Below are 26522 nucleotides of genomic sequence, written 5' to 3' on the forward strand. Positions count from 1 at the left end.
GGCGGTCCCGCCGCCCGGGCGGCGGGACCCCGAGGCGGCGGGCCCCGCCGAGGCGGTCTCACTCCGGCAGCTGCGCCTCCGCCTCCGCCAGGATCTCCGTCAGCCGGGCTCCGAACTCAGCCCCCCGTACGTCCGGCACCCCGGTACGGGCCGAGGCGAGGAGCGCGTCCAGGGCGCGGCCGTACGCCCCCGGGACGTTGCTCCAGTCCGGCAGGCCGAAGACGCCGGCGGCCCCGCGCAGTTCCAGCCCCACCCCGGCGGCCGCGCGCGGGGAGCTGAGGCTGAGCACGGCGGTACTGGCCGCGCCGGAGGTGTGCCGCAGGGCCAGCTGCACCACGTCGGCGGGGCCGCGGGTGGCGCTGACCCCGGTGACGTCGCCGAGGACCGGGATGAGTACGGACAGGGCGTGCGGGCCCACGTCCCACAGCCCGCCCTTGGCCTTGCGCCAGGGCGAGTCCGCGTAGGCGCTGGGCTCGCCGTCGGGCGGGAAGACCGCGCCGAGCCAGTGCGCGGCGGCGGTGAACCAGCCCGTGCGCTCCGCCTGCTCCTCGACCCAGCCGGCGGTCGGCTCGGCGAAGCGCAGGGTGAGGAAGACGACGGAGGCTACCCGGTGCTCGGCCACGGCCGCGGCGACCGCGCGGGCGTCGGCCGGGGTCGTGGCGACCGGCTTGTCGAGAAGGAGATGGCAGCCGGCGGCGGCCGCGCGCACGGCGAGCGGGGCCTGCACGTCGGGCGGGAGGGCGAAGGCCACGACGTCACAGTCGGCGAACAGCGCGTCGGGGTCTTCGTACACCTTCACCCCGTACTCGCGCGCCAGCTCGGCCGCGGCTTCGGGGCGCCGGCCCCAGACTCCGACGAACTCGGAGCCGGGATGCGCGGCGAGGGCGGGGGCGTGCGTGCGGTGGGCCCATGGGCCGGTGCCCAGGAGCCCGACCCGGGGGCGGGGCCCGGAAGCGGCCTCTGCGGCGGCATCTCCGGCGGACGTCAAATCGTACGAAATGCTCACCCGCTCAGTCTGCCCCACCCGGACGGGTGCCCGAACGCCAACCCTCTCGACCACGCCCACCTGCGGCGCAAACCTCGGTAACACGGGGTTCACACACGGGCAACGGAAGAGAAATCGCGAGCGGGCACTCTGCGGTCAACACCGCAGAACGAATTCGCAGTACGCGAGCCACAGGGACGTGAACCGCCGTACGCGATCCGCAGGACGCAGCGCAGCACCCGCAGAGTCTGCGCCGGAGCGACGCACCGAAGGATGGGGCCCGTGAGCTACAAGGCTGAGTACATCTGGATCGACGGAACCGAGCCGACGGCGAAGCTGCGCTCCAAGACCAAGATCATGGCGGACGGCGACGCGCTGCCGATCTGGGGCTTCGACGGTTCGAGCACCAACCAGGCCGAGGGCCACGCCTCCGACCGCGTACTCCAGCCGGTGTTCACCTGCCCGGACCCGATCCGCGGCGGCGACAACGTCCTCGTCCTGTGCGAGGTCCTGAACATCGACATGACCCCGCACGAGTCGAACACCCGCGCGCTGCTGCGTCCGATCGCCGAGAAGTTCGCCGCTCAGGCGCCGATCTACGGCATCGAGCAGGAGTACACCTTCTTCGACGGCACCCGCCCGCTCGGCTTCCCGGTCAACGGCTTCCCGGCCGCGCAGGGCGGCTACTACTGCGGCGTCGGCTCGGACGAGATCTTCGGCCGCGACATCGTCGAGAAGCACCTGGACCACTGCCTCGCGGCGGGCCTGGCCATCTCCGGCATCAACGCCGAGGTCATGCCCGGCCAGTGGGAGTTCCAGGTCGGCCCGGTCGGCCCGCTGGAGGTCTCCGACCAGCTGTGGATCGCGCGCTGGCTGCTCTACCGCACCGCCGAGGACTTCAACGTCTCCGCGACGCTGAACCCGAAGCCGGTCAAGGGCGACTGGAACGGCGCGGGCGCGCACACCAACTTCTCCACGAAGGCGATGCGCGAGGACTACCGCGCGATCATCTGCGCCGCCGAGTCGCTGGGCGAGGGCAGCAAGCCGCTGGACCACGTCAAGAACTACGGCGCGGGCATCGACGAGCGTCTGACGGGCCTGCACGAGACCGCCCCGTGGAACGAGTACAGCTACGGCGTCTCGGACCGCGGCGCCTCGGTCCGCATCCCGTGGCAGGTCGAGAAGGACGGCAAGGGCTACATCGAGGACCGCCGCCCGAACGCGAACGTGGACCCGTACGTGGTGACCCGCCTCATCACGGACACCTGCTGCACCGCCCTGGAGAAGGACGGCCTGGTCTGACCCCGGCCGGCCACCCCTGACACCACCACGGCGCCCGTCCTCCCTCAGGGGAGGGCGGGCGCCGTGCTGTCGGGGGGTGGAGAGGCACCTGGGTTCGTGCGCGCCGCGTCAGGGAGGATGGGGCTCCGATCGTCCTGGGGGGCTCCGAGTGGGTTACGCATTGCAAGCGGTGATCGCCGGCGACGAGGTGCTGCACGCCGCATCGCGGGAGGTCCCCGGGTCCCGAGTGGTACCGCTCGGCCAGGGCCTGTCGCTCATGCCGATGACCGATGAGGTCTTCGATGCCGTCACGGACGGGAGCGAGGTCGCAGACCTGGGGTTCTGGAAGCTGCCGGGAGGCTTCGACACGCTGCTGGCTCAGTGGTCGGCCGCAGGGGCGGTCGCCTACGTGGAGGCCGAATACTTCGGCGGAATCGGCGAGCAGCGAGCGGCCGTCTGGGCTGACGGCTCACTCGCGCTGGGGCCGCTGGACGAGCCGACGAGGAAGCGGTTCGCGCGAGCCGTCAGTCCCATCTCCCAGGCCCTGCGTCGGCTGGGGGCGCGAAGGAGCCTGGGCGAGGACGAGTTCGACGCCGTGGGGCTGAGCCGCCACCGCGACACCTCGGACTGGCTCTCGGACGGCTTCTAGGCCAGGGCCCGTGGGACGGATCCGCTCACGATGCGATACCGGTCGACCGGAATGGAGTGGCGCAGCCCCCGGGACGGGTGACGGTTTGTCGGGATTGCAATGGTCCGTTCATGCCATGATCACGGAATATGGGATTCCGCTCCATAGAGTGAGACGGGGTCTGCCCCGGGGCCCTCACATCTGCTTGAATGGGGCCATGGCCAGCTACTCGCACACCTCGACCGGTCGCAGCGACCTCGAGCCGTTCTGGCCTTCCCGTCAGGACCACGATTTCGACCGGGTGTGTTGCCGCGCGAAGAACGCGCCGGCCCTCTAAAGCCTCCGGGACCTCGAAACCGACCTCCCCCAGGCCTTCGGTCTGCGCGGTACGACACAAGACGACGCTCTCCGTACGTCTCCTGCCGACCACTCCGCGTGAAAGAGCTGACCACTCATGGCGAACACCCGTTCCTTCGCTTCTGCCGCCTCCGCTGCGACCTCTCCCCTGACCTACCCGAGCTTCCCGCCCAGTCCGCGCCACCGCCTTCGGGCCGTGGACCGCGACGAGGTGGCGCGCGTCGTGGACTTCCTGCCGCCCGGCGCCACCTGGCTGCCCGCCCCCGCGCACACCCTGCCCAGCCTCCCCGGCCAGCCGCCGATGGTCGGCTACCTGGTGCTCGTACCGGCCGACCAGCAGCCGATCGCCTTCTCCCCGCAGTCCGTTCCCGCCGCCCCGGCTCCGGGTGCGGCGGCCGTCACCGGGGACGCCCTGGTCCGCATCGACCCGGCGCAGCGCACAGCCGAGGTGGACGGCGAGGTCCTGGACCTGACCTACCTGGAGTTCGAGCTGCTGGCCCACCTGGTCGCGCACCCGCACCGGGTCCACAGCCGCGACCAGCTCGTGACGACCGTCTGGGGCTACGGCCACGTCGGCGACGGCCGTACGGTCGACGTCCACGTCGCGCGGCTGCGCCGCAAGCTGGGCGCCGCCCACCGCGGCGCGATCCAGACCGTGCGCCGGGTGGGGTACAAGTACGCGCCCTGATCGGTACGGCGGCCCGACCACGGACATCGCGGCGGACATCGCGCTGACATCGCGGCGGGCCCGTACTCACGAGGGGGAGTACGGGCCCGCACGGCCGGCCGCTCAACTCGGGCCACCGTGAAGGGGACTTCCTCGTACATCTGTGCTGATCAGCCGCGGTCCCTGCCGTAGTCTTTTCCGTCGTGACCACCGGAACCGGCAGCGTACTCGCGCCACTTGAGCCCCAGGACCCCCGCGAGACCGCCGGCTACCGGCTGATCGCCCGGATCGGCGAGGGCGGCATGGGCACCGTCTACCTGTCCCACACGCGCGGCGGGCAGCCGGTGGCACTGAAGCTGATCCGCCGGGAGTTCGGGCAGGACCCGGACTTCCGGAGCCGGTTCGAGCAGGAGGTGCGGGCCGCGCGCCGGGTGCAGGGCTACCACCTCGTACCGGTCCTCGATCACGACACCACGGGCGCCTCGCCCTGGCTCGCCTCGGTGTTCGTGCCCGGACTGTCGCTGCACGACGCCCTGAGCGCCCACGGCCCGCTGCCGCTCCCCGCCGTCTTCCAGCTCATCGGCTGCACGGCGCGTGCCCTCGGCTCCATCCACGCCGCGGGGGTCGTGCACCGCGACCTGAAGCCCGCCAACCTGCTGCTCGGCGCGGCCGGGCCGTACGTCATCGACTTCGGGATCGCCCGGGCCGCCGACGGCACGCAGCTCACCCGCACCGGCGGGGTCATCGGCACCCCGCAGTACATGTCCCCCGAACACGCGCTGGGCGCCGAGGTCACCCCCGCGAGCGACCTGTTCGCGGTCGGGCTCATCGCCGCGGTCGCGGCCACCGGGCGGCATCCGTACGGGGAGGGCGGGGCCACGGCCATCGGCGTGCGGATCGCCAACACCGACCGGCTGCCCCCGGACCTGAACGGCTACCCGGCGGAACTGCGGCCGCTGCTGGAGCGCTGCCTGACGGCGGATCCGGCGGCGAGGATCGGGACGGACGAGCTCGCCGCGATGTGCGAACTGTTCGCCGGGCGGCCGCTGAACGATTTCGACGGCTGGCTCCCGGAGCCGGTCGGGCAGGAGATCACCCGGCGGGTGCGCGCCGCGGAGAACCCGCCGGCGGCGACGGTGGCGGACCGGGGCGCGGGTGCGGGTGCCGGAGGCGGCGCCGGCGGGTTCGGCCCGGCCGGTACGGGCCCGGGCGCCGGGGCCTCCGGCGGGATCCACTCCGCCGACACGGCCTTCGCGCCGCCCCGGCCCGCCGGGCCGCCACGGCCGGGGCACCCGACGCCCGCGCCCAAGGCGCCGCCGGCTCCGGCCCCGAAGGGGTTCCGTGGCGGGCTCGTCGCCGCCTCCCTCGTCGCGGCCGTCCTCGCGGGAGCGGGCACGGTCTGGTTGCTGGACGGGGACGACTCCAAGGACGACGCGAAGACGCCCGCCGCCCGGCAGGAGACCCCGGCCGCGCCCGCGTCCGGATCACCGGACCCGGCCAAGGCCTCCTCCTCGCCGAAGGCCTCGGCCTCTGCCTCCTCCTCGCCGAAGTCCGCGTACACGCCGGTCTTCCAGGACAAGCCCCTGACCCTGCGCGCGCCCTCCTCCAGCACCGGGACCCACGTCGACCTGGACGCCCCGCAGATCTTCCCGAACGGAGGCATCGGCAAGACCCAGGGCATGGAGCTCACCTACCAGGACTGGGGCGACGCCGATCTGCGCTTCCTGACGGCCATGGGCAAGAGCACCGGCACCACGCCGGAGGAGTGCCGGGACGCCGTCGCCACCAACACCTTGACCTCCAGGGTGGGCAAGGACGAGCTGAAGGCGGGCAAGACGCTCACCAAGGGAACGGTGCTGTGCACCGTCACCGGTGACGACAACCTGGCGATGCTCCGCATCACCGAGGTCGTGCTCGACACGAGCAAGGGGTCCATCGGCCCCATGCCGGACTACGTCACCGCACTCACCCTCTGGAAGATCGGCTGACGCCATGGGCCGGGGCTCCCGGGGAAGCCCCGGCCCACGGACGCTGCCCTAGACGCCGGCGCCGGCCCCGGCCCCCCGCCTCGACGCGACGAAGCCCAGCACCAGGTCCCCCGCGAGGAACACCAGCAGGCTGATGCCCAGCATCGGGACGAACCAGCCGACCACGGCCGTCGCCGCGGCCAGTGGGAGCAGCACCGTCACCGGCAGCTTCCGCCAGGCCCCGCGCGGCTGGGGGCGGCCGGCCGAGAGCGTGCGTTCCTTGGTCGGGCGGCGCAGCCACCACATGCGGTAGCCCCAGACGACCATGAACATCACCAGGACCGCCAGCGCGGCCAGGGCCAGCTGGTTGGCGAGCCCGAAGGTCAGGCCCATGTGCAGGTCGATGCCGAAGCGGGTCAGCTGCGCGAGCAGCGGGTGGTCGGCGAAGCGGAGTTCGTCCATGATCCGGCCGTCGGCGGGGTCCACGGCGACCGCGTCCAGGTGCACCGGCACCTGCTTGTCCTGCTCCTTGACCACGTACCCCTTGCCCTCGGCGGGCAGGGTGATCCGCAGCGACTCGGTGACCCCGGCGGACCGGGCCGCCGCGACCGCTCCGTCGATGCCTATGGCATCCACCGGCGCCGACGGGGCGGGCGCCGCCGCCTGGTCGCCGCCGGCCGCGCCGTGCCCGGCGTGCTCGCCGCCCGCGTCGGCGGCCGGGGCACCGGGAAGCTTGGCGGCCACGGCCGGGGTGGTCCCGCCGAGGCCGTCCTTGAGCACCTCGATGTTCTCCCCGGCGTACCGCGACCAGGTCAGGCCGGTGACGGAGAGGCCCACGAGTCCGACGACGATCCAGACGCCGACGGAGCCGTGCCAGGACAGGGTCTTGCGGCGGCCGGTCGCCGCGCGGTCGGGCAGGACGAGCGCGGCCCGGCCGGCCTTGCGGGCCCGCCCGCGGCCGATCCACAGCGCGAGCCCGCCGAGGGCGACCACCCACAGCCAGCTCGCGGCGAGCTCGCTGTAGTTCCGGCCGAACTCCCCCAGGTGGAGGCTGGCGTGGAACTCGCTCAGCCAGGCCCGCAGGGGCAGCGCGTCACCGACGGTGGTGAGCTTTCCGCGGACCTCGGCCGTATACGGATCGACGAACACGGTGAGGGTCTCGCCCTCGGCGAGTCCCGGGCTCTCCATGATCACCCGGGTGGTGGCATCGGCCTCGGGCGCGGGCCAGACGGCCGTCACCGTGCCCTGGGGGGCGGCGTTCTTGGCCGCGGCGACCTGGGCGCCGAGCGGCTGCGCGCTCGCGCCGACCCGGTCGACCGTCAGCTGGTCGGCGTAGAGGATCTTCTCGGCCTGCCAGGAACCGGCGTAGAGCAGCCCGGTGGTGGCGGCGACGAGCAGGAGCGGGGCGATCAGCACCCCGGCGTAGAAGTGCAGGCGCAGCAGCAGCGGCCGCAGGGCGGCCCAGGTGCCGGGCTTGCGGGTGGGGGCGGACTCGGCGGCAGCGGGTTCGGGTGCGTCGGGGTCCGCTGCGCGGAGTTGCCCGACCTCGTCGAGAGACATGGGTGTCCTAGGTGTTGGCGAAGACATGGGTGAGCGGCCCCAGGTCTCGCCCCCTCCTCACCGGGAGGGTGCGCCGTCAGGTCAGGCGCGGGCAGGACGGCCGGGGGCCGTGATGCGGATCCGGGCGCGCGCGGGCGGCCCGCGCCGCTCGGCGGTGTGCGCGTGCACGGCCCCGCGCAGGGTCCGCGGCCGCGGGTACCCGGTGGGCCGCGGCGACCGCGCCGGCGGTACGGGGAGCACGCGCGCCCGGAGCAGTGCGAGGACCCGGGAGAGCGGCCGGGCGGCGAGCAGCGCCCCGGCCGCGAGGGTGGCGGCGAGCCGGAAGACGGCGGCCTCGCCCCAGGCCAGCCAGAGCGCGCAGAACAGCCCGGCGAGGGCGTGCGCGGCGATCATGCCGAGCCCGTCGTGGGCGTGGCCCGCGGCCATGTCCCCCATGCCGGCCATCCCGCTCATGGCGTCCATGCCACTCATGCCGGCCGTCCCGCTCATGGCGTCCATGCCGCTCATGGCGTCCATGCCGTCCGTGGAGGGCGCGCCCCGCATGCCGTGCGCGGCGTCCGCCCCGCTGTCCGTACCCGCACCCATGTCCATGCCCGCCCGATGCCCGCCGCCCACCGAGGCGGAGAAGACGAGGTGCAGGACCGCCTGTACGGCGAGCAGTGCGGCGGCGATGGGGAGCGGTCCGCGCCGGCGCCCGGCGGAGAGCCAGGCGAGAGCGCCGGTCAGCCCGAATGCGGACAGAAGTCCCAGCGCGGGAAGGTCCGTACCGGACATGTACGAATGCCCCGCCGCACCCAGTGCGACGGCCACCGCCGCGAAGAGCGCGGCCCGCGTGGCGCGCATCGGCGCGGGGCTGTGTGACATGACCAGCGAATATTTGCACGCTTCCCCGCCTCGCCGGAGGGCGCCCCCGTGGCCGATCATGGTGCGATGAGCCTCCTGTCCTTGACGGTCCCGCCGAGCGCGGTGTACACGGGCACGGTCCACCTCGGGGCGCCGGCCTCGGTGCCGCCGCGCGGGCCGGTGCGCGGCATCGCCCGGGCCGGTCTACCGGCGCTCGTCGTCCGGCCGGCGCCGCGGCGGGAGCGGACCTTCACCGGTGCCCGGCGCCTGGGGGCCCTGGAGCTCGGGCTCGGCTTCTCCCTGGCCGCCGATTACCTTTCCGGAGCGAAATCTCCGAAAATCGTACGGATGACACGCGTCACCCAGCGCGCTTCGTCCCGAGCCATCCGTTTCTCTGATCATTCGATTCTCTGATCACGCTTCTCACGCCTCTCTGATCACGTTGGAGCCGCCACGATGACCGACACTCCCGCCAAGACCGTCGCCAACCTCCGGGACCTCGGCGGCACCCCGCTCTCCGGGGGCCGCACCGTCCGCCCGGGGCTCGTCCTGCGCTCCGGCCAGCTCGACCGGCTCGACCTCGACGTCGACACGGCGGTGGCCGCGCTGGGCATCGGCACCGTCATCGACTTCCGTACCGACGTGGAGCGCGGCGAACACCCCGACCAGGTGCCGGCCGGTGCCCGGCTGCTCATAGCCGACGCCCTGGCGGACAAGCTGGCGGCCGACAACGGGGGCGACGGCGGCCCCGGGAAGATTCCCGCCGCCCAGCTCAAGGAGCTCCTGTCCGACCCGGTGATCGCGGAGGAGCACCTGGGCGGCGGCAAGGCGCAGGCCCTGTTCACCAGCCTCTACCGCTCCCTGGTCAGCTCCGCGTCCGCGCAGGCCGCGTACCGGCTGCTGCTCACCGAGCTCGCCGACCCGCGGTCGGGGCCGCTGCTCTTCCACTGCACGGCGGGCAAGGACCGCACGGGCTGGGGCGCGACCGTGATCCTGTCGCTGCTCGGCGCGGACGACGAGACGGTGATGAGCGAGTACCTGTCGGTCAACCCGGCGGTGCGGATCGCCTTCGCCCCGATGATCGAGGGCTTCACGGCGGCCGGCGGCGACCCGGACATCGCGCTGGCGCTGATCGGCGTCTTCCCCTCCTACCTGGAGGCCGCGCTGGACGAGGTGAACACGCGCTACGGCTCGATGGAGAAGTACGTGCGCGAGGGCCTCGGCGTCTCCGACGCGACGGTCGAGGCGCTGCGGGCCCGCCTGACCGTCTGAGTCCCCCGGCGAGCCCCCGTCTGAGCCCCCCGGCGGGATCCGGTCCGAACACGCGCGCTGGGACCCGGTGACCATCCGACCATTCGCTCGTTCTGCTGAACGTGACTGCGCCGGATACCGCCACCCGCCCCCTCTCCCCCGATGTCGAGCAGGCCGAGGCCGCCATCGTCGAGCACTACCCCCGGCTGGTCCGGCTGGCCTACCTGGTGCTGCCGCCCGCCCTCGGCCGCAACCGGCGGGTGCTCACCGCCCACTCGCTGGCCCAGCGCGCCCTGCCGCGCGGGCGGCGGGACGGGACGGCCGCCGCGCAGGCGGCGGTGCAGGGCGGGGTGCCGGGGCAGCGGGGCGGGGCGGGTCCCGAGTCCGGGTACGCGTACGTACGGCTGCGGGTGCTGCGGGCCGCGCTGGAAGCGGGGATCCCGCTGACGTTCCGCGCGCTGCCCCGGCGGGCCCAACTGCCGCCGGTGCTGCCCCAGGTGTGGGGGCTGCGGCTGTTCCCGCGCTCGGGCGGGGCCGAGGAGCTGGCGCTCGACCAGTGGCTGGCCACCCTCGACGGGCCGGGCCGGGCCGCCTGCGTCCTGCGGGCGCTGGAGCGGCTGCCCGAGCCGGAGGTGCTGCGGGTGCTGGCCGAGGCGGGGGTGGTCAACCCGGCCGCCGCCGTCGCGGAGTCCGGGGATCCGTCGACCGACGAGCTGTTCGCCTCCCCCGAGTTCGACCCCTGCGTGCTCCAGGCCCGGCCCACCGACCTGCTGCGCCGCCGACGGCTGGTGCGGGCCGGGATCGCCGCCGGGATCGCGCTGGCCGTGGGCGGGGTGCTGCTCTCGCTGCCCGGCGGCGGGTGGGGGGCCGACGGGGCCGCCGCCCCGCTCTACGCGAGGAACGCCGCCGCGGAACAGGCCCTGGACCCCGGGCAGCTGGTCCGGGTCGCGCCCACGGTCTGGCGCACGTCCTCCCGTACCGACTACTCCGGCTGGCCCGCGCGCGGGGACCGCGTCGACGATGCCGCGCTGCTGCGGCGGGCCCTGGCCGTCTGGGCCCGGCCGGGCCGCACGGTCGTGGTCTCGGCGACCCCCGGCACCCCGTCCGGACCGCCGATGGGGCCCCCGCAGCTGCTGTTCGCGGGGACCGTCGACCAGGCCGTCGTGGTCCTGCTCTACGACGGCCTGCGCGTGGCCCGGTACGCCGAACCGCGCTCCGGCACCGAGATCGCCGCCCTCGACTTCGCCCGGACCGACGGCGCCTCGGCGGACACGGCGGCGGCCCTGGTGCTCAGCCGGGTCGACGGCAACGTCCGCTACCTGACGGCCCCTTGGGTGACGGCCGCGACGCAGCGGGACCTGCTGAAGCCGGGAGACGCCCCGACGGGACTGGAGCTGACGGCGGACGGGGTCACCCCGCCGGTGCCGAGCCCCGCACCGGAGGGCACCTGTACGAGCTGGAACGCGCTCGCGGTGACCGGTGACGGCGCGACCCGGCTCTTCACCGACCTGGGCGAACTGACCCCGGCCCGGCTGACCTCGGGGGCGCCGGGCGCCGAGCGGAACGTGACGGAGGGCGCGGAGCTGGGCGACTGGTCGCGGATCGCGTGCCTGCTGCCCTCGGTGCGCTCGCACGGGGTGCGCACGGTCAACGCGTGGACGTACGCGAAGCAGCCGCTGCCGGAGGGCGACGGCGCGGCGACCTGGCTGTGCACCAGGGCGGAGACCTGGCAGGGCACGGCGGACCGGGTGCAGGCACAGTTCCTGGCCCCCGGCGCCCCGCTGGCGGCCCAGGCGGCGAAGGCGGAGGGCTCGCCGGCGTGCGGGCCGCGGGAGCCGCGGGTGCTGGCCGGGGTGCTGTGGAAGTCGAAGGCCGGGCAGTGGTACGTCCTGGCGGCGGGCAGTGCGCAGTTCGCCTCGCTGACCGTGGGCGGCGGCCAGGTGAGCGGGGTCGCGGTGGGCAACCGGCTGGCGGTGAAGGCTCCGGCGGGGGCTCAGGTGGAACTGACGGGCAAGCTCACGGACGGTTCCAAGGCGGGGGTGTTGAAGTAGTCCCGGCCCGGCCGCTCCCTTCGGGCCCGGGTCCGGCCGGGGCCCGAAGGAAGTGGCGGTAGAGGGGTTTCCCTCCCCTCTACCCATCAGTACATTGACGCCATGTCTAATACGCCGCCCGCGTCGCCCGCCCCCGTGGCGTCGGAACACATAGAGCTGAAGGCCCGCAACGTGTCCTTCTCCTGGGAGGACACCCCGCTCCACTGGCTGCCCGGCGACCCCTTCGCGAACCACACCATCAACGTGCTGCACCTGCTGCTCCCGGCGGGCGAGCGCTGGTTCGTGCACGTCTACAAGCAGGTGCTCCCGTACATCACGGACGAGCGGCTGCGCGAGGACGTCGTCGGGTTCATCGGCCAGGAGGCCATGCACGCGAGCGCGCACGACGACGTGCTCCCCCACCTCAAGCGGCTGGGCCTGGACCCGACGCCCTACACGGCGCAGATCGACTGGCTCTTCGAGAAGCTGCTCGGCGACCGGACGCTGCCGCCGGGCGCGCCCCGCAGGTGGTGGCTGATGGAGCGCGTGGCGATGATCGCCGCGATCGAGCACTACACGGCCTTCCTGGGCAACTGGGTGCTCAACGCCGAGGAGCTGGACCGGCGCGGCGCGGACCCGGTGATGCTGGACCTGCTGCGCTGGCACGGGGCGGAGGAGGTCGAGCACCGGTCGGTGGCCTTCGATCTGTTCATGCACCTGGACGGCAACTACCGCCGCCGGGCGCGCACCTGGGCCACGGCCTTCACCGCGCTGGTCTTCCTGTGGCAGCGTGGATCGCGCTACTTCATGGAGCACGACCCCGGCCTCCCGCCCGGGTCCAAGGCCTCCGTGGGCCAGTTCTACCGCTCGGGCCGCAAGGGGACCCTGCCGTCCACGGGCGCGATGCTGAAGTCGATCCCGACGTACCTCTCGCGCACCTACCACCCCTCGCAGGAGGGTTCCACGGCGCAGGCCGTCGCCTACCTGGCCTCCTCCCCCGGCGCGAACGGCGGCTTCCCCGGCGGCCCGAACGGCGGCTTCCAGGGCGGCGCGAACGGCGGTGGCCGCGGATGAGGCGCGCCCTCACGGTGACCGCGCTCGCGGGCGCCGCCTGGCTGGCGAAGCGGGCGATCGGCCGGCGCATCGACTCCGGATCGCCGCTCTGGCCGCTGCCCGCGCTGGAGACCCCGGTCTCGGGGTACTCGCCGCGCCGGTGGATCTCCGCACTGATCGTCTCCCGTACCGAGCCCGCGGAGGGGGTGCTGTCCCTGACCCTGGAATCGGCGGAACTCCCGGAGTGGGCCCCGGGCGCACACCTGGACGTGCAGCTCCCCTCCGGACTGGTGCGCCAGTACTCCCTGTGCGGCGACCCCGCCGACCGGGGCCGCCTCACGATCGCGGTCCGGCTCGTCGAGGACGGCCGCGGCGGCTCGCGCGAGGCGCACGCCCAGCTGGTGGAGGGGGCGGAGCTCCCGGTCCGCCCGCCGCGCAACCGCTTCCCGCTGGTCCCGGCCCCGTCGTACGCGTTCGTCGCGGGCGGGATCGGCATCACCCCCATCCTCCCGATGCTCCGGGCGGCCACGGCGGCGGGCGCGGACTGGACCCTGCTCTACGGGGGCCGCTCGCGGGCCTCGATGCCCTTCCTGGACGAACTCGCGCGGTACGGGGACCGGGTCACGGTCGTTCCCGAGGACGAGGCGGGCCTCCCCGACCTGAGCGCGCTCGGCGCCTCGCTCGGCCCGGACACCCTGGTGTACTGCTGCGGCCCGGCCCCGCTGATGGCGGCGGTCGAGGCGGCCGCGCCCGTGGGCGTCCCGGTCCACCTGGAGCGGTTCGCTCCGGTGGCCGCGGGCGGGGACGCGAAGCCCTTCACCGTGGAACTGCACCGCTCGGGCCGGGTCGTGGAGGTGGCGGCGACGGAATCCGCCCTGACCGCCGTCCGCCGGGAGCTCCCCAACACCCCGTACTCCTGCGAGCAGGGCTTCTGCGGCACCTGCCAACACCGGGTGCTGGCAGGGGACATCGACCACCGTGACACCCTGCTCACGGACGGCGAACGCGAGGACTCCATGCTGCTGTGCGTGTCCCGCGCCGCCTCGGACCGGCTGGTCCTGGACCTGTAGGGGGTCCCCGCGGGGGTGCGCAGTAGGGTGTCCGCATGACAACCGGGGTGCGGCGCAGGATGGGTGTCGAGGAGCGGCGGCAGCAGCTGATCGGGGTGGCGCTGGAGCTGTTCAGCCACCGGTCGCCCGACGATGTGTCCATCGACGAGATCGCGGCGGCCGCGGGGATATCGCGGCCGCTGGTCTACCACTACTTTCCCGGCAAGCTGAGCCTCTACGAGGCTGCGCTGCGGCGGGCGGCCGACGAGCTCGCGCTGCGGTTCGTGGAGCCCCGGGAAGGCCCGCTCGGGGCGCGGTTGCTCCGGGTCATGGGGCGGTTCTTCGCCTTCGTCGACGATCACGGGCCCGGTTTCTCGGCGCTGATGCGGGGCGGTCCGGCGGTCGGCAGCAGCCGGGCCAACGCGATGATCGACGAGGTCCGCCAGGCGGCGTACGAGCAGATCCTCTCGCACCTGGGCGTCGACCGGCAGGCTCCGCCCGCGCGGCTGGAGCTCGTGGTGCGCTCGTGGGTGTCGCTGGCCGAGTCGACGGCCCTGATCTGGCTGGACGGCCGGCGGATCCCGCGCGCCGAGCTGGAGTTGCAGCTGGTGCACGATTTCGCGGCGCTGGCCGCGGTGAGCGCCGCCTACGACAAGGAGATGGCGGGAATCCTCGTACGGATCCTCGTGGACGAGCCGGCCGACGGGCCGTTCGGGGAACTGGTGGGGCGGCTGGTGGCCCTCGTCCCCACGGGGTCCGGCCCCACGGGGTCCAACCCCACGGTGCCCGGTCCGCGTTGATGGACCGTTCTTGATCGAATAGCGCGCAATAATGCCCGCGTGATCATTGACGACGGGATCGTGTTCCGCCAGGCCGAGGAGAAGGACGCCGGCACGCTGGTGGCGCTGTACGACCAGGCCGCCCGCTGGATGGCCGCGCACGGGATCGAGCAGTGGAAGCCCGGGGAGAAGGACCCCGCGCACTTCCTGGCGGTCATGCGCGAGGGCGAGGTGTGGCTCGCCTCGGACGGCAACGGGCACGCCGTCGGGGCGTACGAGCTGTGGTGGTCCGACGAGGAGGCCTGGGGCATCCAGCCGCCCGTGGCCGGCTACGTGCACCGGCTCATGGTCGAACGCGAGGCCGCGCCCGCCGGGGCCGGCCGGCGGCTGCTCGAACACTTCGAGCGGCGCATCGCCAGGACCGGCCGCGAGCGGGCGCGGCTGGACTGCGTCTCCACCAACCCCCGACTGGTCGCGTACTACCAGTCCGCGGGCTACCGGGTGGTCGGGGAGTTCCCCTACAAGGAGGGCAAGGACGGGCGGGTGTACGGGGTGATCCTGCTGGAGAAGCGGCTGGACCGGCTCACTCTGGTCAACCCCGCCTGACCCGCACACCCGCCTGACAGGTCACCCCCGCTTGAAGACCGCCGCCGTGCGGGCCGGGACGGCGAACTCCCCCTTCACAGCGTCGTACGCCGCCCGCCGGACCACCGGGTCCGCGCCGGAGGCCTGGACCGGGTGCAGGGCGTACGCCGTGCCCGCGAGTGCCGGGACCCGCTGGGTCAGGGCGGTGGGGGCGGCGTTGAAGACCACCACCAGGTCGCCCAGGGCCATCGTGATCACACCCGGGGTCTCCTCGGGCCCCGAGAGGGGGAAGGCCAGCTTCGCCTGGACCGCCTCGGCGGTGGTGAGGGCGAAGGCGGGTTCCGTCGTACGGATCTTCAGCAGGTCCCGGTACGCGGACGAGGCGCCGCCGATCTCCGCGCAGCCGGGTGCGGGCGCTGCCAGCAGGGGCTTCGCGTAGGTCCACTTCGGGCGGTTGTCGGCCGCCGGGGGCAGGCCGCGGCCGAAGCCGTTGCCGTCCTCGCAGTCCCAGTGGATGGCGTTGAACCAGTCCCCGCTGTCGTAGGAGTTGCGGTCCAGGGACTTGGAGCGGAGCAGGTCGGTGCCCGCCTGGGAGAGGGCCGGGCCCTGCGAGAGGGCGGCGACGGACATCGCCAGGACCTGGGCGCGGGAGCGGTCGGCGGTGGAGGTGCCTTCCGGGAGCTTGAAGGCCAGGGCGTCGAAGAGCGTCTCGTTGTCGTGGGCGTCGACGTACGCGAGGGCGTCGCCGGGGGCCGCCGCGTACCCGGCCGGGGCTCCGTTGTAGTCCACCTCGGCCCCCTTGACCGCGCGGCCGGTGGAGTCCGTGAAGGCGTACCCGGCGAGATTGCCGGTCAGCCCGACCTTGATCAGGTCCTGGTCGTGGAGGAGCCGGGCGCGCTGCTGCTCCGCGGTGCCGTTCGCCGGGGAGGCGTTGGGCGCGGTGAACAGGCCGGAGGCGAAGCCCTGGACGCGCGGGTCCTCGTCGAAGGGGCCGCCGCCCCGGACCGCGTCGCGGGCCCGGTCGGAGAAGGTGGCGATGCCGGTGCCGGCCATGTTCTGCTGCGTGGCCTGCACGAACCGGGCGTCGTCGGCGACCTCCCCGAAGTTCCAGCCCTCGCCGTAGAGGACGATCTTCTTGCCGTCGACCCCGTCCTTGGCGGGGGTCAGCGCGTCGAGGGCGGCGCGCACGGCCAGGATGTTGGCCTTCGGGTGGTGGCCCATGAGGTCGAAGCGGAAGCCGTCGACCTTGTACTGCTTGGCCCAGGTGACCACCGAGTCCACGACGAGGCGACCCATCATGGCGTTCTCGGGAGCGGTGTTGGCGCAGCAGGTGGAGGTGGCGACGGAGCCGTCGGCCAGCAACCGCTGGTAGTAGCCGGGGACGATGCGGTCGAGCACCGACTTGTCGGACTGGCCGGCGGCCACCGTGTGGTTGTAGACCACGTCCATGACCGTGCGCAGGCCCGCGCCGTTCAGGGACTGCACCATGCGGCGGAACTCCACCGTGCGGGCGGTGCCGTTCGGATCGCTCGCGTACGAGCCCTCGGGGACGGTGTAGTGCAGCGGGTCGTAGCCCCAGTTGTACGCGTCCTTCGCGGCCGCGGCGGCCACGCAGGCCTGCTGCTCCTCGGAGTCGGGGGCGTAGACCTTCAGGTCGCAGGCGGGTTCGGTGCGGTCCCCGGGCTTCTCGGGGATGGTGCCGATGTCGAAGGCGGGCAGGAGGTGGACGTACGAGGTGCCGGCGGCGGCCAGGTCGCGCAGGTGGCGCATGCCCGCCGAGGCGGTGTCCGTGAAGGCCAGGTACTGGCCGGGGTGGGTGGTGGTGCGGTCGGCGACCGAGAAGTCGCGGACGTGCAGCTCCTGGATCTGCGCGGAGGCGAAGGGGACGGGCGCGGGCTTCTTCAGCTCGCGCCAGCCGGCCGGGGCGAGCTTCGGGTCGGCGAGGTCCACGGCCAGGCTGTACGCGGAGTCCGTGGTCAGGGCGGTGGAGTACGGGTCGGTGACCAGGTTGCGGACCACCTGTCCGGTGCTGGGGGCCCAGACGGTGACGGCGTAACGGTAGCGCTTGCCGGTCCAGTCGCGGTCGCCGCGCACCGACCAGACGCCGGTGGCGTCGTCGCGGCGCAGGGGGACGGTGCGGCCGCCGTCGAGTTCGAGGGCGACCTGCTGGGCGGTCGGGGCCCACACGGAGAGGGTGGGGCGGCCGTCCTTGAAGACGGGGCCGAGGGCGGCCTTCTCCGCACCGGTCGCGTAGAGGTCGTCGAGGACCCCGGCGAGCTGGACTCCGGTGGCGGCGAGGACGGCGCCGTTGGCGGCGCGGGCACTGGCGACGAGCTGGCCGCGCAGGGCTTCGCGGACGCGGTCACGGTCGCGCGGGTCGATCGTGTAGGCGGCGTACGCGGCCAGGTGCGGGTACTTCTGCTTCTGGGCGGCGGTCAGCTCGGTCTTGCCCAGGCGGAGCCACTGGGCGCGGCCGGTCAGGGTGCCGTTCTCGGCCTTGACGGCGCCTTCGCGGGAGGCGAGGAGCTGGAGGGAGGCGGCGGCGGGCGGGGCGTTCCAGGCGACCGTGTCGCGGTCGATCCAGACGGCCTGGGCCTTGGTGAGGTCCAGGGCGGCGGCGCTGCCTGCGGGCTGCGGGAGGAGGTACTTCTCCTTGCCGCCCAGCATCCACACCTCGTGCCCGTTGGCCTTCAGGTCGAGGGACTGGTCGGACGGGAGGTCCTTGGCGTCGCCGTTGTGAAGGATGTAGCTGAGGCTGGTGGCTCCGGCGGCGAGGGGCACCTCGTAGACGGCGCCGTAGGAGTCGGTGCGGGCGGGGAGGATCGGCTTGGACCAGTCGGTGGGCGTCGCCGCTCCGGTCCAGACGTGCAGGCCCCAGCCCTCGTAGGCCCCGTCGGGGCGCTGGTAGTGCAGGACGGCCTTCGCCGTGTCCTGCGGCGGGTAGGCGGGGCGGTCGGTACGGGCGGGCTCCTTGCCCTGCTCCAGCCAGATCTCGCCGGTCTTCGTCACGTCGATGGTGCGGTCGGCGGCGACGTCCTTGGTGCCGTCCTTGTCGATGACGAGGTAACCGACGCTGCTCGCGCCGGGCTTCAGCTTGACGTAGGCGAAGGCGCCGTAGGCGTCGCGGCCGGTGAAGTCGTGGCCGGCGGGCCAGGGGGTGGTCTCGCCCTCGGCGAGGTCGCCCCAGGCGAAGAGGCGCCAGTTCGTGTAGTCGCCGTCGGGGCGGTTGTAGTGGACGATCGCGTAGTCGCGCTGGGTGGCGGTGGGGACCTCGGCGGGCGGGGTCTGACCGGTGGCCGATGCGGCGAGGGCGCTCGCGGTGCGGCCCGCCGAGTCGACGACCACGGCCTTGTAGCGCAGCGGGGTGCCGGCGGCGGTGGCCCGGTCGATGAACTGGGTGACCTTGTACGGGGCGTGGTCGGCGGAGCCGAGGACCTGCCACTTGTCCGTGCCGGTCTGGGCGGCGAAGACGACCCGGCTCAGGGGGTCGCCGCTGACCTCGGCCGAGAGCTCCACGGTGCCGGTGGCGCCGGGGGCCGGGGCCTTGAGGGTGAGGGCGGGCTTGGTGGTGGGCTTGGCGGCGGGGGTGGTGGCCTGGAGGACCACGGAGCCGAGGGCCGGGAGGGTGACGGTGAGCTTGCCGCCCGCGGAGGAGCGGATCAGCGTGGCCGTGCCGCCGTAGAGGGCGGCGTACTGGACTCCGGCCGGGGCGTCGAGCTCGATGGTGCGGGGCGCGGTGGCGTTGTTGGCCGCGACCAGGTACTCGGTGCGGGTGCGGGGGTCGGTGCGGGCGAAGGCGTAGGCCGAGCCGTCGGAAAAACGCTCGCTCTGGACGCCGTCCCGGAGGGCCGGGTGGTCCTTCGTCAGCTTCGCGAGAGCACTGATCTGCTTGTAGAGCGGGTGCTCCGGATCGTAAGCATCGCTCGCATGTGTGCGCGCCGTTCCGAGCTGGTCGTCGTCCAGGTAGTCGGCCGCGCGGGAGGCGAAGAGGGGCTGGCGGGCGTCCTTGTCCCCGCCCGCGCCGGTGAAGCCCTGCTCGTCGCCGGAGTAGATCACCGGGTTGCCCCGGGAGAGGAACATCAGCTCGTTGGCCAGCCGGTAGCGGTCCAGCAGCTCCTGCTCCCCCGCCCCCGGCCGGTCCTGCTTCAGGAAGGTCCCGAAGCGGCCCATGTCGTGGTTGCCGAGGAAGGTGACCTGCTCGTAGGCGTTCGCCTTGTCCGTGGTGTACCGGTAGTCGTCACCGAAGACGGCTGCCAGCCGCCCGGCCTCCGCGCCCTGGGCGGCGTACGAGCGGATCGCCTCCTGGAGCGGGAAGTCGAGCGTGGCGTCCAGCCGGCCACGGGTCACGTACGGGGAGGTGATCGCGGTGTCGGCGGAGTAGACCTCGCCGAACATGAAGAAGTCCTTGCGCCCGTGGCGGGCGGCGTACGCGTCGAGGGCGGTGGCCCACTGCGTCCAGAAGCCGGTGTCGACGTGCTTGACGGTGTCGATGCGGAAGCCGTCGACGTCGAACTCCTCGACCCACTTCTCGTAGATCTCCTCCATCCCCTCCACGACCTCGGGACGCTCGGTCCACAGGTCGTCGAGGCCGAAGAAGTCGCCCTGGTCGGAGGATTCGCCGGCGAAGGTGGAGTCGCCCCGGTTGTGGTACATCGTCGGGTCGTTGAGCCAGGCCGGGGACTTCAGGTTCTTCTTCGCCGCGGGGACGAAGGGGGTGCGGGGGAAGGAGTCGCCGTCGGTCTTCGGGAACTTCCCCGCCCCTCCCGCGTAGTCGGCGTCCTCGAACGGCTCCCCGTCCTTGGTCAGGTACGGGAAGGCGCCCTTGGAGAGGTACCCGTAGGACGCCTCCCGGTAGTCGACGACGTCGGCGGTGTGGTTGGTGATGACGTCGAAGAAGACCTTCATCCCCTTCTTGTGCGCCTTGTCGATCAGCCGCTCCAGATCGGCGTTGGTCCCGAAGTGCGGGTCGACCTGGGTGAAGTCGGTGATCCAGTACCCGTGGTAGCCGGCCGAGACGTCCTTGCCCGTCCCCTGCACCGGCTGGTTCTTGAAGATCGGCGCCATCCAGATGGCCGTGGTGCCGAGCCCCTTGATGTAGTCCAGCCGGTCGGCGATCCCCTTGAGGTCGCCGCCCTGGTAGAAGCCCTTGTCCGTCGGGTCCAGCCCGGTCTCCAGCCGGGAACCGGTCAGGCCGCCCCGGTCGTTGCGCGGGTCGCCGTTCGCGAACCGGTCCGGGAGCACGAAGTAGAACTGCTCCCGGGTCAGGTCGTGCCGCGCGGACTCGGCCGCCAGCCTGGCGTCCGAGGGCGGGGCCGGTGGCGCTTTGGCGGCGTCCGCCGCGGCGGCGGGCAGGGCGGGCAGGAGCGTCACGGCCAGGGTGGCGGCGAGCGCTCCGGCGGCGCCGGCGAGGGCGGGGCGTATCAAGGCGGATCTCCTCGGATGCGGGACGGGGGTGGGACGGGAGGTCAGTTGCGCCAGGTGTCGGTCAGCGTGACCTTGCCGTTGGCGGGGACGGTGGCGGAGCGATTGGCTCCGCTCTCCCAGGTGACGTTCCCGGCGGCGTCCTTGCGGACGTACTTGTACGCGAAGACCGTGCCGGGCGGGAGCGCGACGTCGAGCTTCCAGACGGGGTAGGCGGCCGGGTCGAGCTTGAGCGCGGCGCCGGTGTTCCAGCTGCCGAGCTCGGCGCGGTCACCGGTGACGTAGATGTTCTGGCCGACGACGGTGGTGGCGTTCACGGAGAAGGAGGCACCGGCGGCGGCGGTCGGGGTGGCCGTGGGAGTGGCCGTCGGGGTCGGCGTCGGGCTCGGGGTGGACGTGGCTCCGCATCCGCGGGCGCCCACGTGGAGGGCGACGGCCGTCCCGGCCCCGAGGGTGGCCGTGAACCGTCCGCCGGAGTCCACGCTCACCGTGCGGCCGCTCTGCACGTCGCAGTAGTCGCCGCCCGCGAGGGAGGTCTGGAAGGTCCGGGTCAGGGCCGAGCCCTCGTGGTTGATCGCCACGTACGCCTTGGCGCCCCGGCCGAAGGCGATCTGGTCGGCGCCGTTGTCCCACCAGTCGGTGACGGCCTGGCCGCGCGCGGAGTTGCGGAAGCCGACCATGGAGGAGATCTCCCGCCAGGCGTGCTGGCACGTCCATCCGTCGGTGTAACAGGCGTTCACCGTACCGCCGTTGGGCGGGCCGGCGTCGCGGTCGGTCCAGTCGTAGCCGGAGTGCACGTCGGGCGAGCCGTAGGGCCAGGCCAGCATGAAGACGCTGGCGAGCGTGTAGGCGGAGCCGTTCTTGTAGCTGAGGGTGTCGCCGCCGCGCTCGGTGTCGTGGTTGTCGACGAAGACGGCGGACTGCCCGGAGGGCATGTACCCCCAGGCCTCCCCGAAGTTCTTCAGGTAGGCGAGGTTCTCGTTCTGGAAGACCCGCTTGAGGTCCCGCGCGTACCGGAACTCCTGCACGTCGCCGCTGCCGAGGTACTCGCTCGGCGAGACCGCCTCGCCCGCGCCGTGGATCGCCTCCTGCTTCCAGTAGGCGTTCGGGTTCGTCATCCGCGACTTGATGTTGGCGAGGTCGGCGGCCGGCATGTGCTTGGCGGCGTCGATCCGGAAGCCGTCGACACCGAGGGAGAGCAGGTCGTTCAGGTAGCCGGCGATGCGGCCGCGCACGTAGTCCTCGCTCGTGTCCAGGTCGGCGAGCTGGACGAGTTCGCAGTTCTGGACGTTCGCGCGGTCCTGGTAGTTCGATATCGAGGACCGGCAGTCGTCCATGTCACCGCCGGAGTAGACGCCCGGGTAGTTGTACTTCGTGTACGAACTGCCGCCCGTTCCGGTCCCGTTCCCCGCCGCCATGTGGTTGATGACGGAGTCGGCGACGACCTTCACACCGGCCGCGTGACAGGCGTCGACCATGGCCTTGAAGGCCGTACGGTCACCCAGCCGGCCGGCGATCTTGTAGCTGACGGGCTGGTACGAGGTCCACCACTGGCCCCCCTGGATGTGCTCCTGCGGGGGCGACACCTGGACGTAGCCGTACCCGGCCGGTCCGAGGCTCTCCCCGCAGGCCTTCCCGACGGAGTCGAACCGCCACTCGAACATGACGGCGGTGACGTCCTTCTCACCAGGGGCGGCGGCGAGCGCCCGCGGAGCGCTCCCCCCGACGACGGCGAGGGCGGCCACGGCGGTGACGGCGGACACGGACAGCAGCGCGGCGGCGGCTCTGGCGGCGCGGGTACGGGTGGGCATGGGGTGTTCCTCCTGGCGGAGAGGCGCAGGACCGGGTGGGGACCGGTCACGGCCGAGTTGGGGATTGGAGCGACCGTAGGTCCCAGGAGGAGGCGCTGCAAGACCTTGCGCAAGAGATTGCAGAATTGTTTCCGACGGGGGTCGGGGGTGGGGGCGTGCGAACGCCCACCAGCCCCTCGGGGGTGGTGGGCGCATCGGGCCGGGCTGAGCACGCTGCCGGGCCAGCGGTCCGGGCCGACCTGGGTGGCGCACCGGCCGGCCGGCGCCTGGCAGCCGGTGCCGCGGACGGCAAGGCCCTGCTCCGGGACGTGGCCGGACCAATGACCCCCACCGTCCTCACCGCCCGGAGCGGTCCGCGGACTCCTTCAGTTCCGGTGTGCCGCTCGGGTCGCGCGGGCGGTCAGGGCGGCCGCGCCGGCCTGGGTGAGGTGGCCGTGGAGGCGCAGGCGGGCCAGGCCTCCGTCGGGGTAGACGTCCAGGCGGGCGTGGGTGGCCGTGGCGGGGACCGCCAGGGGGAGGCGGTGCAGGGTGTCGGGCTGGAGGGCGGTCCGGGACAGCACCTCGGTCCATTCGGCGGCCTCGCCGTCCTTGACCGACAGGGACACCCAGCCGGCGGCGTTGCCCTTCAGGTACGCCGTGTCGACCTCCACCGCACGGATCTCGCTCTGCGCGGCGAGCCGGTACTCGATCCAGTCGTTGCCCTTGTCGCGGCGGCGCCGGGTCTCCCAGCCGTCGTCCTGCTTCTGCGAGAGTCCCGGCATGATCGTGTTGCCCGGCGAGGAGTAGAAGCCGTCCGACGCGTCCGTCACGCTGCCGCCGTTGGCGACGCAGGCCACGTCGAAGGCCCCGAGCAGTCCCAGCCACTCCGGGTCGGGGACGACCTCGCCGTGGACGCGCAGGCGGGCGATGCCGCCGTCGGGGTGCTGGTTGATCCGCAGGTGGGTCCAGCGGCGGTCGGAGTCGATGGGGAACGCGTTGGCGGCGTGGCCGCGGACGGGGGTGCGGGGCAGGATGACCTCCCACGCGCCGTCGTTCTCCCGGAGTTCGGCGACGGAGGGCGTGCCGTCGAACGCGGCGGCCTCGATGCTGACCTGCTGGGGGAAGTTGCCCCGGAAGTGCGCGGTGTCCACGACGATGCCGCGGATGACGCCGGCGGCGCCGAGGCGGACCAGGGCCCAGTCGTGGTCGGCGTCGGCGGGGAAGGGGTTGGCGGCGTCGGCTCCGCGGCGGCGGCGGGTCTCCCAGCCGTCCATGACCTTGCCCTTGTTCCCGTAGTCGTGGACGTCGAAGACGGCGGGGGTGCGGGAGAGGAGCTTCTCCCGGTCCGCGAAGAACTCGTCGTTGGCCGCGACGACGCCCGCGCCGAGCCGGCGGTCGGCGAGGTCGGTCAGCCGGGTGAAGGCGGCGTCGGTGCCGCGGTAGTCGGCGTACGGGTCACCCGAGACGTACGGAGCGGCGTAGGCGGACTCGGCGGGAACGGGCTGCGGGGTGGAGGAAGGACGCATGGGTGAGGGACGCCTTTCAGCTGTGGTTTCAAGGGAGTTGGGGTGACACCGACAACTCTCACAGCCCGCGATCACTCACGTCCATCGACCGTTTTCGATCGTTCCTTTCAGTAATTCCGAATGGTGTGGCTCCTAGCCGGGCCCTTGTCCCGTGGACCCCCGGACCACCAGCTCCGGCTGGAACACGTACTCCGTCCGCTGGACCGGAGTTCCGGCGACCGCCTCCAGGAGTGCTCCGACCGCCGCCGTGGCCATGGCGCGCACCGGTTGGCGGACCGTGGTCAGCGGGGGGTCGGTGAAGGCGATCAGCGGGGAGTCGTCGAAGCCGACCACCGAGATGTCCTCCGGCACGCGCAGGCCCCGTTCGCGGGCGGCCCGTATGACGCCCAGTGCCATCGGGTCGCTGCCGCAGACGATGCCCGTGCAGCCCCGGTCCAACAGGGCTCCGCCCGCCGCGTGGCCGCCCTCGACCGTGAAGAGGGTGCGCTGGATGAGGCCTTCGGCCGCCGCGGAGGGGAGGGCGGCGGTGAAGCCCGCCTCCTTGCGGGCCGACGGGACGTAGCGCGTCGGCCCGATGGCCAGGCCGATCCTGCGGTGGCCCAGGTCCTCCAGGTGGCGCACCGCCATGTCCGCCGCCGCGCGGTCGTCCGGGGAGATGAAGGGGGCCTGGACCTGTTCGTTGAAGCCGTTGATGAGGACGAAGGGCACCCCGCGGGCCGCCAGCCGCTGGTAGCGGGACGGATCGGCCGAGGAGTCCGCGTGCAGGCCGGACAGGAACACGATGCCGGTGACCCCGCGCTCCTCGAGCTGCTCCACCAGCTCGTCCTCGGTGGCCCCGCCCGGGGTCTGCGTGCACAGCACCGGGGTGTAGCCGTGGCCCGCGAGGGTCTGCTCGATGACCTGGGCGAACGCGGGAAAGATGGGGTTGGTCAGCTCCGGGGTCAGGAGACCCACCAGGCCGTTGCTGCGCCTGCGCAGCCGGACGGGGCGTTCGTACCCCAGCAGGTCCATGGCGGCCAGCACCTTGTGCCGGGTGCCGGACGCCACGCCCGCCTTGCCGTTGAGCACGCGGCTGACGGTCGCCTCGCTGACCGCGGCCTGCGCGGCGATGTCCGTCAGCCGCAGCGGGGAGGTCATCCCCGCCACCACACCGCCGTGTCGGCCGGCAGCTCCGACGCGTCGGGCAGGGGCCCGCTCGCCAGCAGTACGGTGCCCGGCGCGGGCATCCGTACCGGCTCCTCCGTGGTGTTGACCGTGCAGGTGAAGTCCCCCCGGCGGAAGGCCAGGACGCCCGCCGGGGCCTCCAGCCACTCCACGCCGTCGCCCGCGCCCAGCTCGGGGTGCGCGCGGCGCAGGCGCAGCGCGGCGCGGTAGAGCTCCAGGGTGGAGGCCGGGTCGCCGGTCTGCGCGGCCACGCTCAGGTCCGCCCACTCGGCGGGCTGCGGCAGCCAGCTGCCGCCCTCGCTGAAGCCGTACGGGGCCTCGGTGCCCGACCACGGGATCGGGACGCGGCAGCCGTCGCGCAGTCCGTCCTGCCCGGCGCCGCGGGCGAAGGCCGGGTCCTGGCGGACGGCGTCGGGGAGGTCGACGACCTCCGGCAGGCCGAGTTCCTCGCCCTGGTAGACGTACGCCGATCCGGGCAGCGCCAGCATGAGCAGCGCGGCCGCCCGCGCCCGGGCCAGGCCCTGGGCCCCGCCGCCGTAGCGCGTGACGTGGCGCACCACGTCGTGGTTCGACAGGACCCACGTGGTCGGCGCGCCCACCGGGCGCATCGCGTCCAGGGACTCGTCGATGGTGGCGCGCAGCGCCTGCGCGTCCCAACCGGTGTTCAGGTAGTGGAAGTTGAAGGCCTGGTGCAGTTCGTCGGGCCGCAGGTACATGGCGGTCCGGTCGGCGCTGGGGGTCCAGGCCTCGGCGACGCCGATGCGGTCGCCGGCGTACTCGTCGAGGACCCGGCGCCAGGAGCGGTAGATCTCGTGGACGCCGTCCTGGTCGAAGAAGGGCAGCACCTGGTTGCCGAGCAGCTTGAGCTGTTCGCCGCGGCCGAGGTCGGGCAGGCCGGGGGCCTTGACCAGGCCGTGGGCCACGTCGATGCGGAAGCCGTCGGCGCCGAGGTCGAGCCAGAACCGCAGGATCGAGCGGAACTCGTCCTGGACGGCCGGGTGTTCCCAGTTGAAGTCGGGCTGCTCGGGCGCGAAGAGGTGCAGGTACCACTCCCCGTCGGCGACCCGGGTCCAGGCGGGTCCGCCGAAGATGGACTCCCAGTCGTTGGGGGGCTCCGAGCCGTCGGCGCCCCGCCCCGCGCGGAAGTGGAACCGTTCGCGCAGCGGCGTACCGGGCCCTTCGCGCAGTGCCTGCTTGAACCATTCGTGCTGGTCGGAGCAGTGGTTGGGGACCAGGTCCACGATGATCCGCAGGTCCAGGGCGTGGGCTTCGCGGATCACGGCGTCGGCGTCGTGGAGGCTGCCGAACATCGGGTCGATGGCCCGGTAGTCGGCGACGTCGTAGCCCGCGTCGGCCTGCGGGGAGGCGTAGAAGGGGCTGAGCCACACGGCGTCGACGCCGAGGTCCTTGAGGTAGGGCAGTCGGCTGCGGATGCCTTCGAGGTCCCCCATGCCGTCCCCGTTGGAGTCGGCGAAACTGCGCGGATAGACCTGGTAGATCACCGCTTCTCTCCACCAGCCGGGCTGGGTGCCGGTGGAGGTGGGGAGGCCGTCCAGCGAGGGTTCGGCGGCGAGGTGCTGGGTCAT

Annotated in this window: 19 protein-coding genes; 11 read left to right on the top strand and 8 right to left on the bottom strand. The window is 73.2% G+C overall.

Annotated elements, in window-relative coordinates:
• Window positions 1-58 precede the first annotated feature (58 nt).
• The gene (locus ACFYYB_RS08595) at window positions 59-988 is read right to left on the bottom strand and encodes a Gfo/Idh/MocA family protein (RefSeq protein WP_389434966.1); all 930 of its coding nucleotides are present in this window, start codon (window positions 986-988) and stop codon (window positions 59-61) included.
• Window positions 989-1267: 279 nt separating this feature from the next.
• Between ACFYYB_RS08595 and glnII the strand changes: the two genes are divergently transcribed.
• From glnII to ACFYYB_RS08615, 4 genes are all read left to right on the top strand, one after another.
• Complete coding sequence (glnII, locus tag ACFYYB_RS08600) at window positions 1268-2287, top strand: glutamine synthetase (RefSeq protein ID WP_250743581.1); 1020 nt, start codon at window positions 1268-1270, stop codon at window positions 2285-2287.
• Window positions 2288-2435: 148 nt separating this feature from the next.
• On the top strand, window positions 2436-2915 hold the full coding sequence (locus ACFYYB_RS08605) for a hypothetical protein (RefSeq protein WP_389434044.1): 480 nt from the start codon (window positions 2436-2438) through the stop codon (window positions 2913-2915).
• Between the two features lie 433 nt (window positions 2916-3348).
• Complete coding sequence (locus ACFYYB_RS08610; protein WP_389434046.1) at window positions 3349-3939, top strand: winged helix-turn-helix domain-containing protein; 591 nt, start codon at window positions 3349-3351, stop codon at window positions 3937-3939.
• A 182-nt stretch (window positions 3940-4121) separates the two neighbouring features.
• Entirely contained in the window at window positions 4122-5906 is a 1785-nt protein-coding gene (locus ACFYYB_RS08615; protein WP_389434047.1) for a serine/threonine-protein kinase, read from the top strand.
• Window positions 5907-5954: 48 nt separating this feature from the next.
• On the opposite strand, the gene ACFYYB_RS08620 is transcribed toward ACFYYB_RS08615, so the two are convergent.
• Window positions 5955-7445: a PepSY-associated TM helix domain-containing protein gene (locus ACFYYB_RS08620; protein ID WP_389434048.1), complete on the bottom strand. Its 1491-nt coding sequence runs from the start codon at window positions 7443-7445 to the stop codon at window positions 5955-5957.
• An 81-nt stretch (window positions 7446-7526) separates the two neighbouring features.
• Window positions 7527-8309, bottom strand: coding sequence for a hypothetical protein (locus tag ACFYYB_RS08625; protein WP_389434050.1), 783 nt, complete (start codon window positions 8307-8309; stop codon window positions 7527-7529).
• A 66-nt stretch (window positions 8310-8375) separates the two neighbouring features.
• Here ACFYYB_RS08625 and ACFYYB_RS08630 point away from each other — a divergent pair, with 66 nt between their 5' ends.
• The 7 genes from ACFYYB_RS08630 to ACFYYB_RS08660 all read left to right on the top strand — a co-directional run bounded on the left by ACFYYB_RS08630 (window position 8376) and on the right by ACFYYB_RS08660 (window position 15056).
• Complete coding sequence (locus tag ACFYYB_RS08630; RefSeq protein WP_389434052.1) at window positions 8376-8702, top strand: hypothetical protein; 327 nt, start codon at window positions 8376-8378, stop codon at window positions 8700-8702.
• A gap of 42 nt (window positions 8703-8744) precedes the next feature.
• Entirely contained in the window at window positions 8745-9560 is an 816-nt protein-coding gene (locus ACFYYB_RS08635) for a tyrosine-protein phosphatase (protein ID WP_389434053.1), read from the top strand.
• A gap of 101 nt (window positions 9561-9661) precedes the next feature.
• A complete protein-coding gene (locus tag ACFYYB_RS08640) occupies window positions 9662-11590 on the top strand; it encodes a hypothetical protein (RefSeq protein ID WP_389434055.1) in 1929 nt (642 codons plus the stop codon).
• Between the two features lie 102 nt (window positions 11591-11692).
• Window positions 11693-12643, top strand: coding sequence for a metal-dependent hydrolase (locus ACFYYB_RS08645; protein WP_389434056.1), 951 nt, complete (start codon window positions 11693-11695; stop codon window positions 12641-12643).
• Entirely contained in the window at window positions 12640-13692 is a 1053-nt protein-coding gene (locus tag ACFYYB_RS08650) for a PDR/VanB family oxidoreductase (protein ID WP_389434057.1), read from the top strand. Before ACFYYB_RS08645 ends, ACFYYB_RS08650 begins: the two co-directional genes overlap by 4 nt.
• Before the next feature lie 35 nt (window positions 13693-13727).
• The gene (locus ACFYYB_RS08655) at window positions 13728-14471 is read left to right on the top strand and encodes a TetR/AcrR family transcriptional regulator (RefSeq protein ID WP_389434059.1); all 744 of its coding nucleotides are present in this window, start codon (window positions 13728-13730) and stop codon (window positions 14469-14471) included.
• A gap of 39 nt (window positions 14472-14510) precedes the next feature.
• Window positions 14511-15056: a GNAT family N-acetyltransferase gene (locus ACFYYB_RS08660; RefSeq protein ID WP_389434061.1), complete on the top strand. Its 546-nt coding sequence runs from the start codon at window positions 14511-14513 to the stop codon at window positions 15054-15056.
• 21 nt (window positions 15057-15077) lie between these two features.
• On the opposite strand, the gene pulA is transcribed toward ACFYYB_RS08660, so the two are convergent.
• The 5 genes from pulA to ACFYYB_RS08685 all read right to left on the bottom strand — a co-directional run bounded on the left by pulA (window position 15078) and on the right by ACFYYB_RS08685 (window position 26522).
• Entirely contained in the window at window positions 15078-20459 is a 5382-nt protein-coding gene (gene pulA / locus ACFYYB_RS08665; protein ID WP_389434063.1) for a pullulanase-type alpha-1,6-glucosidase, read from the bottom strand.
• A 41-nt stretch (window positions 20460-20500) separates the two neighbouring features.
• A complete protein-coding gene (locus tag ACFYYB_RS08670) occupies window positions 20501-22267 on the bottom strand; it encodes a carbohydrate-binding module family 20 domain-containing protein (protein WP_389434065.1) in 1767 nt (588 codons plus the stop codon).
• A 365-nt stretch (window positions 22268-22632) separates the two neighbouring features.
• Window positions 22633-23772, bottom strand: a complete 1140-nt coding sequence (alc, locus tag ACFYYB_RS08675; RefSeq protein ID WP_389434066.1) for an allantoicase — start codon at window positions 23770-23772, stop codon at window positions 22633-22635.
• A gap of 132 nt (window positions 23773-23904) precedes the next feature.
• On the bottom strand, window positions 23905-24909 hold the full coding sequence (locus ACFYYB_RS08680; protein ID WP_389434067.1) for a LacI family DNA-binding transcriptional regulator: 1005 nt from the start codon (window positions 24907-24909) through the stop codon (window positions 23905-23907).
• Window positions 24906-26522, bottom strand: coding sequence for a glycoside hydrolase family 13 protein (locus ACFYYB_RS08685; RefSeq protein WP_389434069.1), 1617 nt, complete (start codon window positions 26520-26522; stop codon window positions 24906-24908). Before ACFYYB_RS08685 ends, ACFYYB_RS08680 begins: the two co-directional genes overlap by 4 nt.

Origin of the sequence: Streptomyces sp. NPDC002886 (genome assembly GCF_042888445.1) — a bacterium.
Classification (GTDB): Bacteria; Actinomycetota; Actinomycetes; order Streptomycetales; family Streptomycetaceae; genus Streptomyces.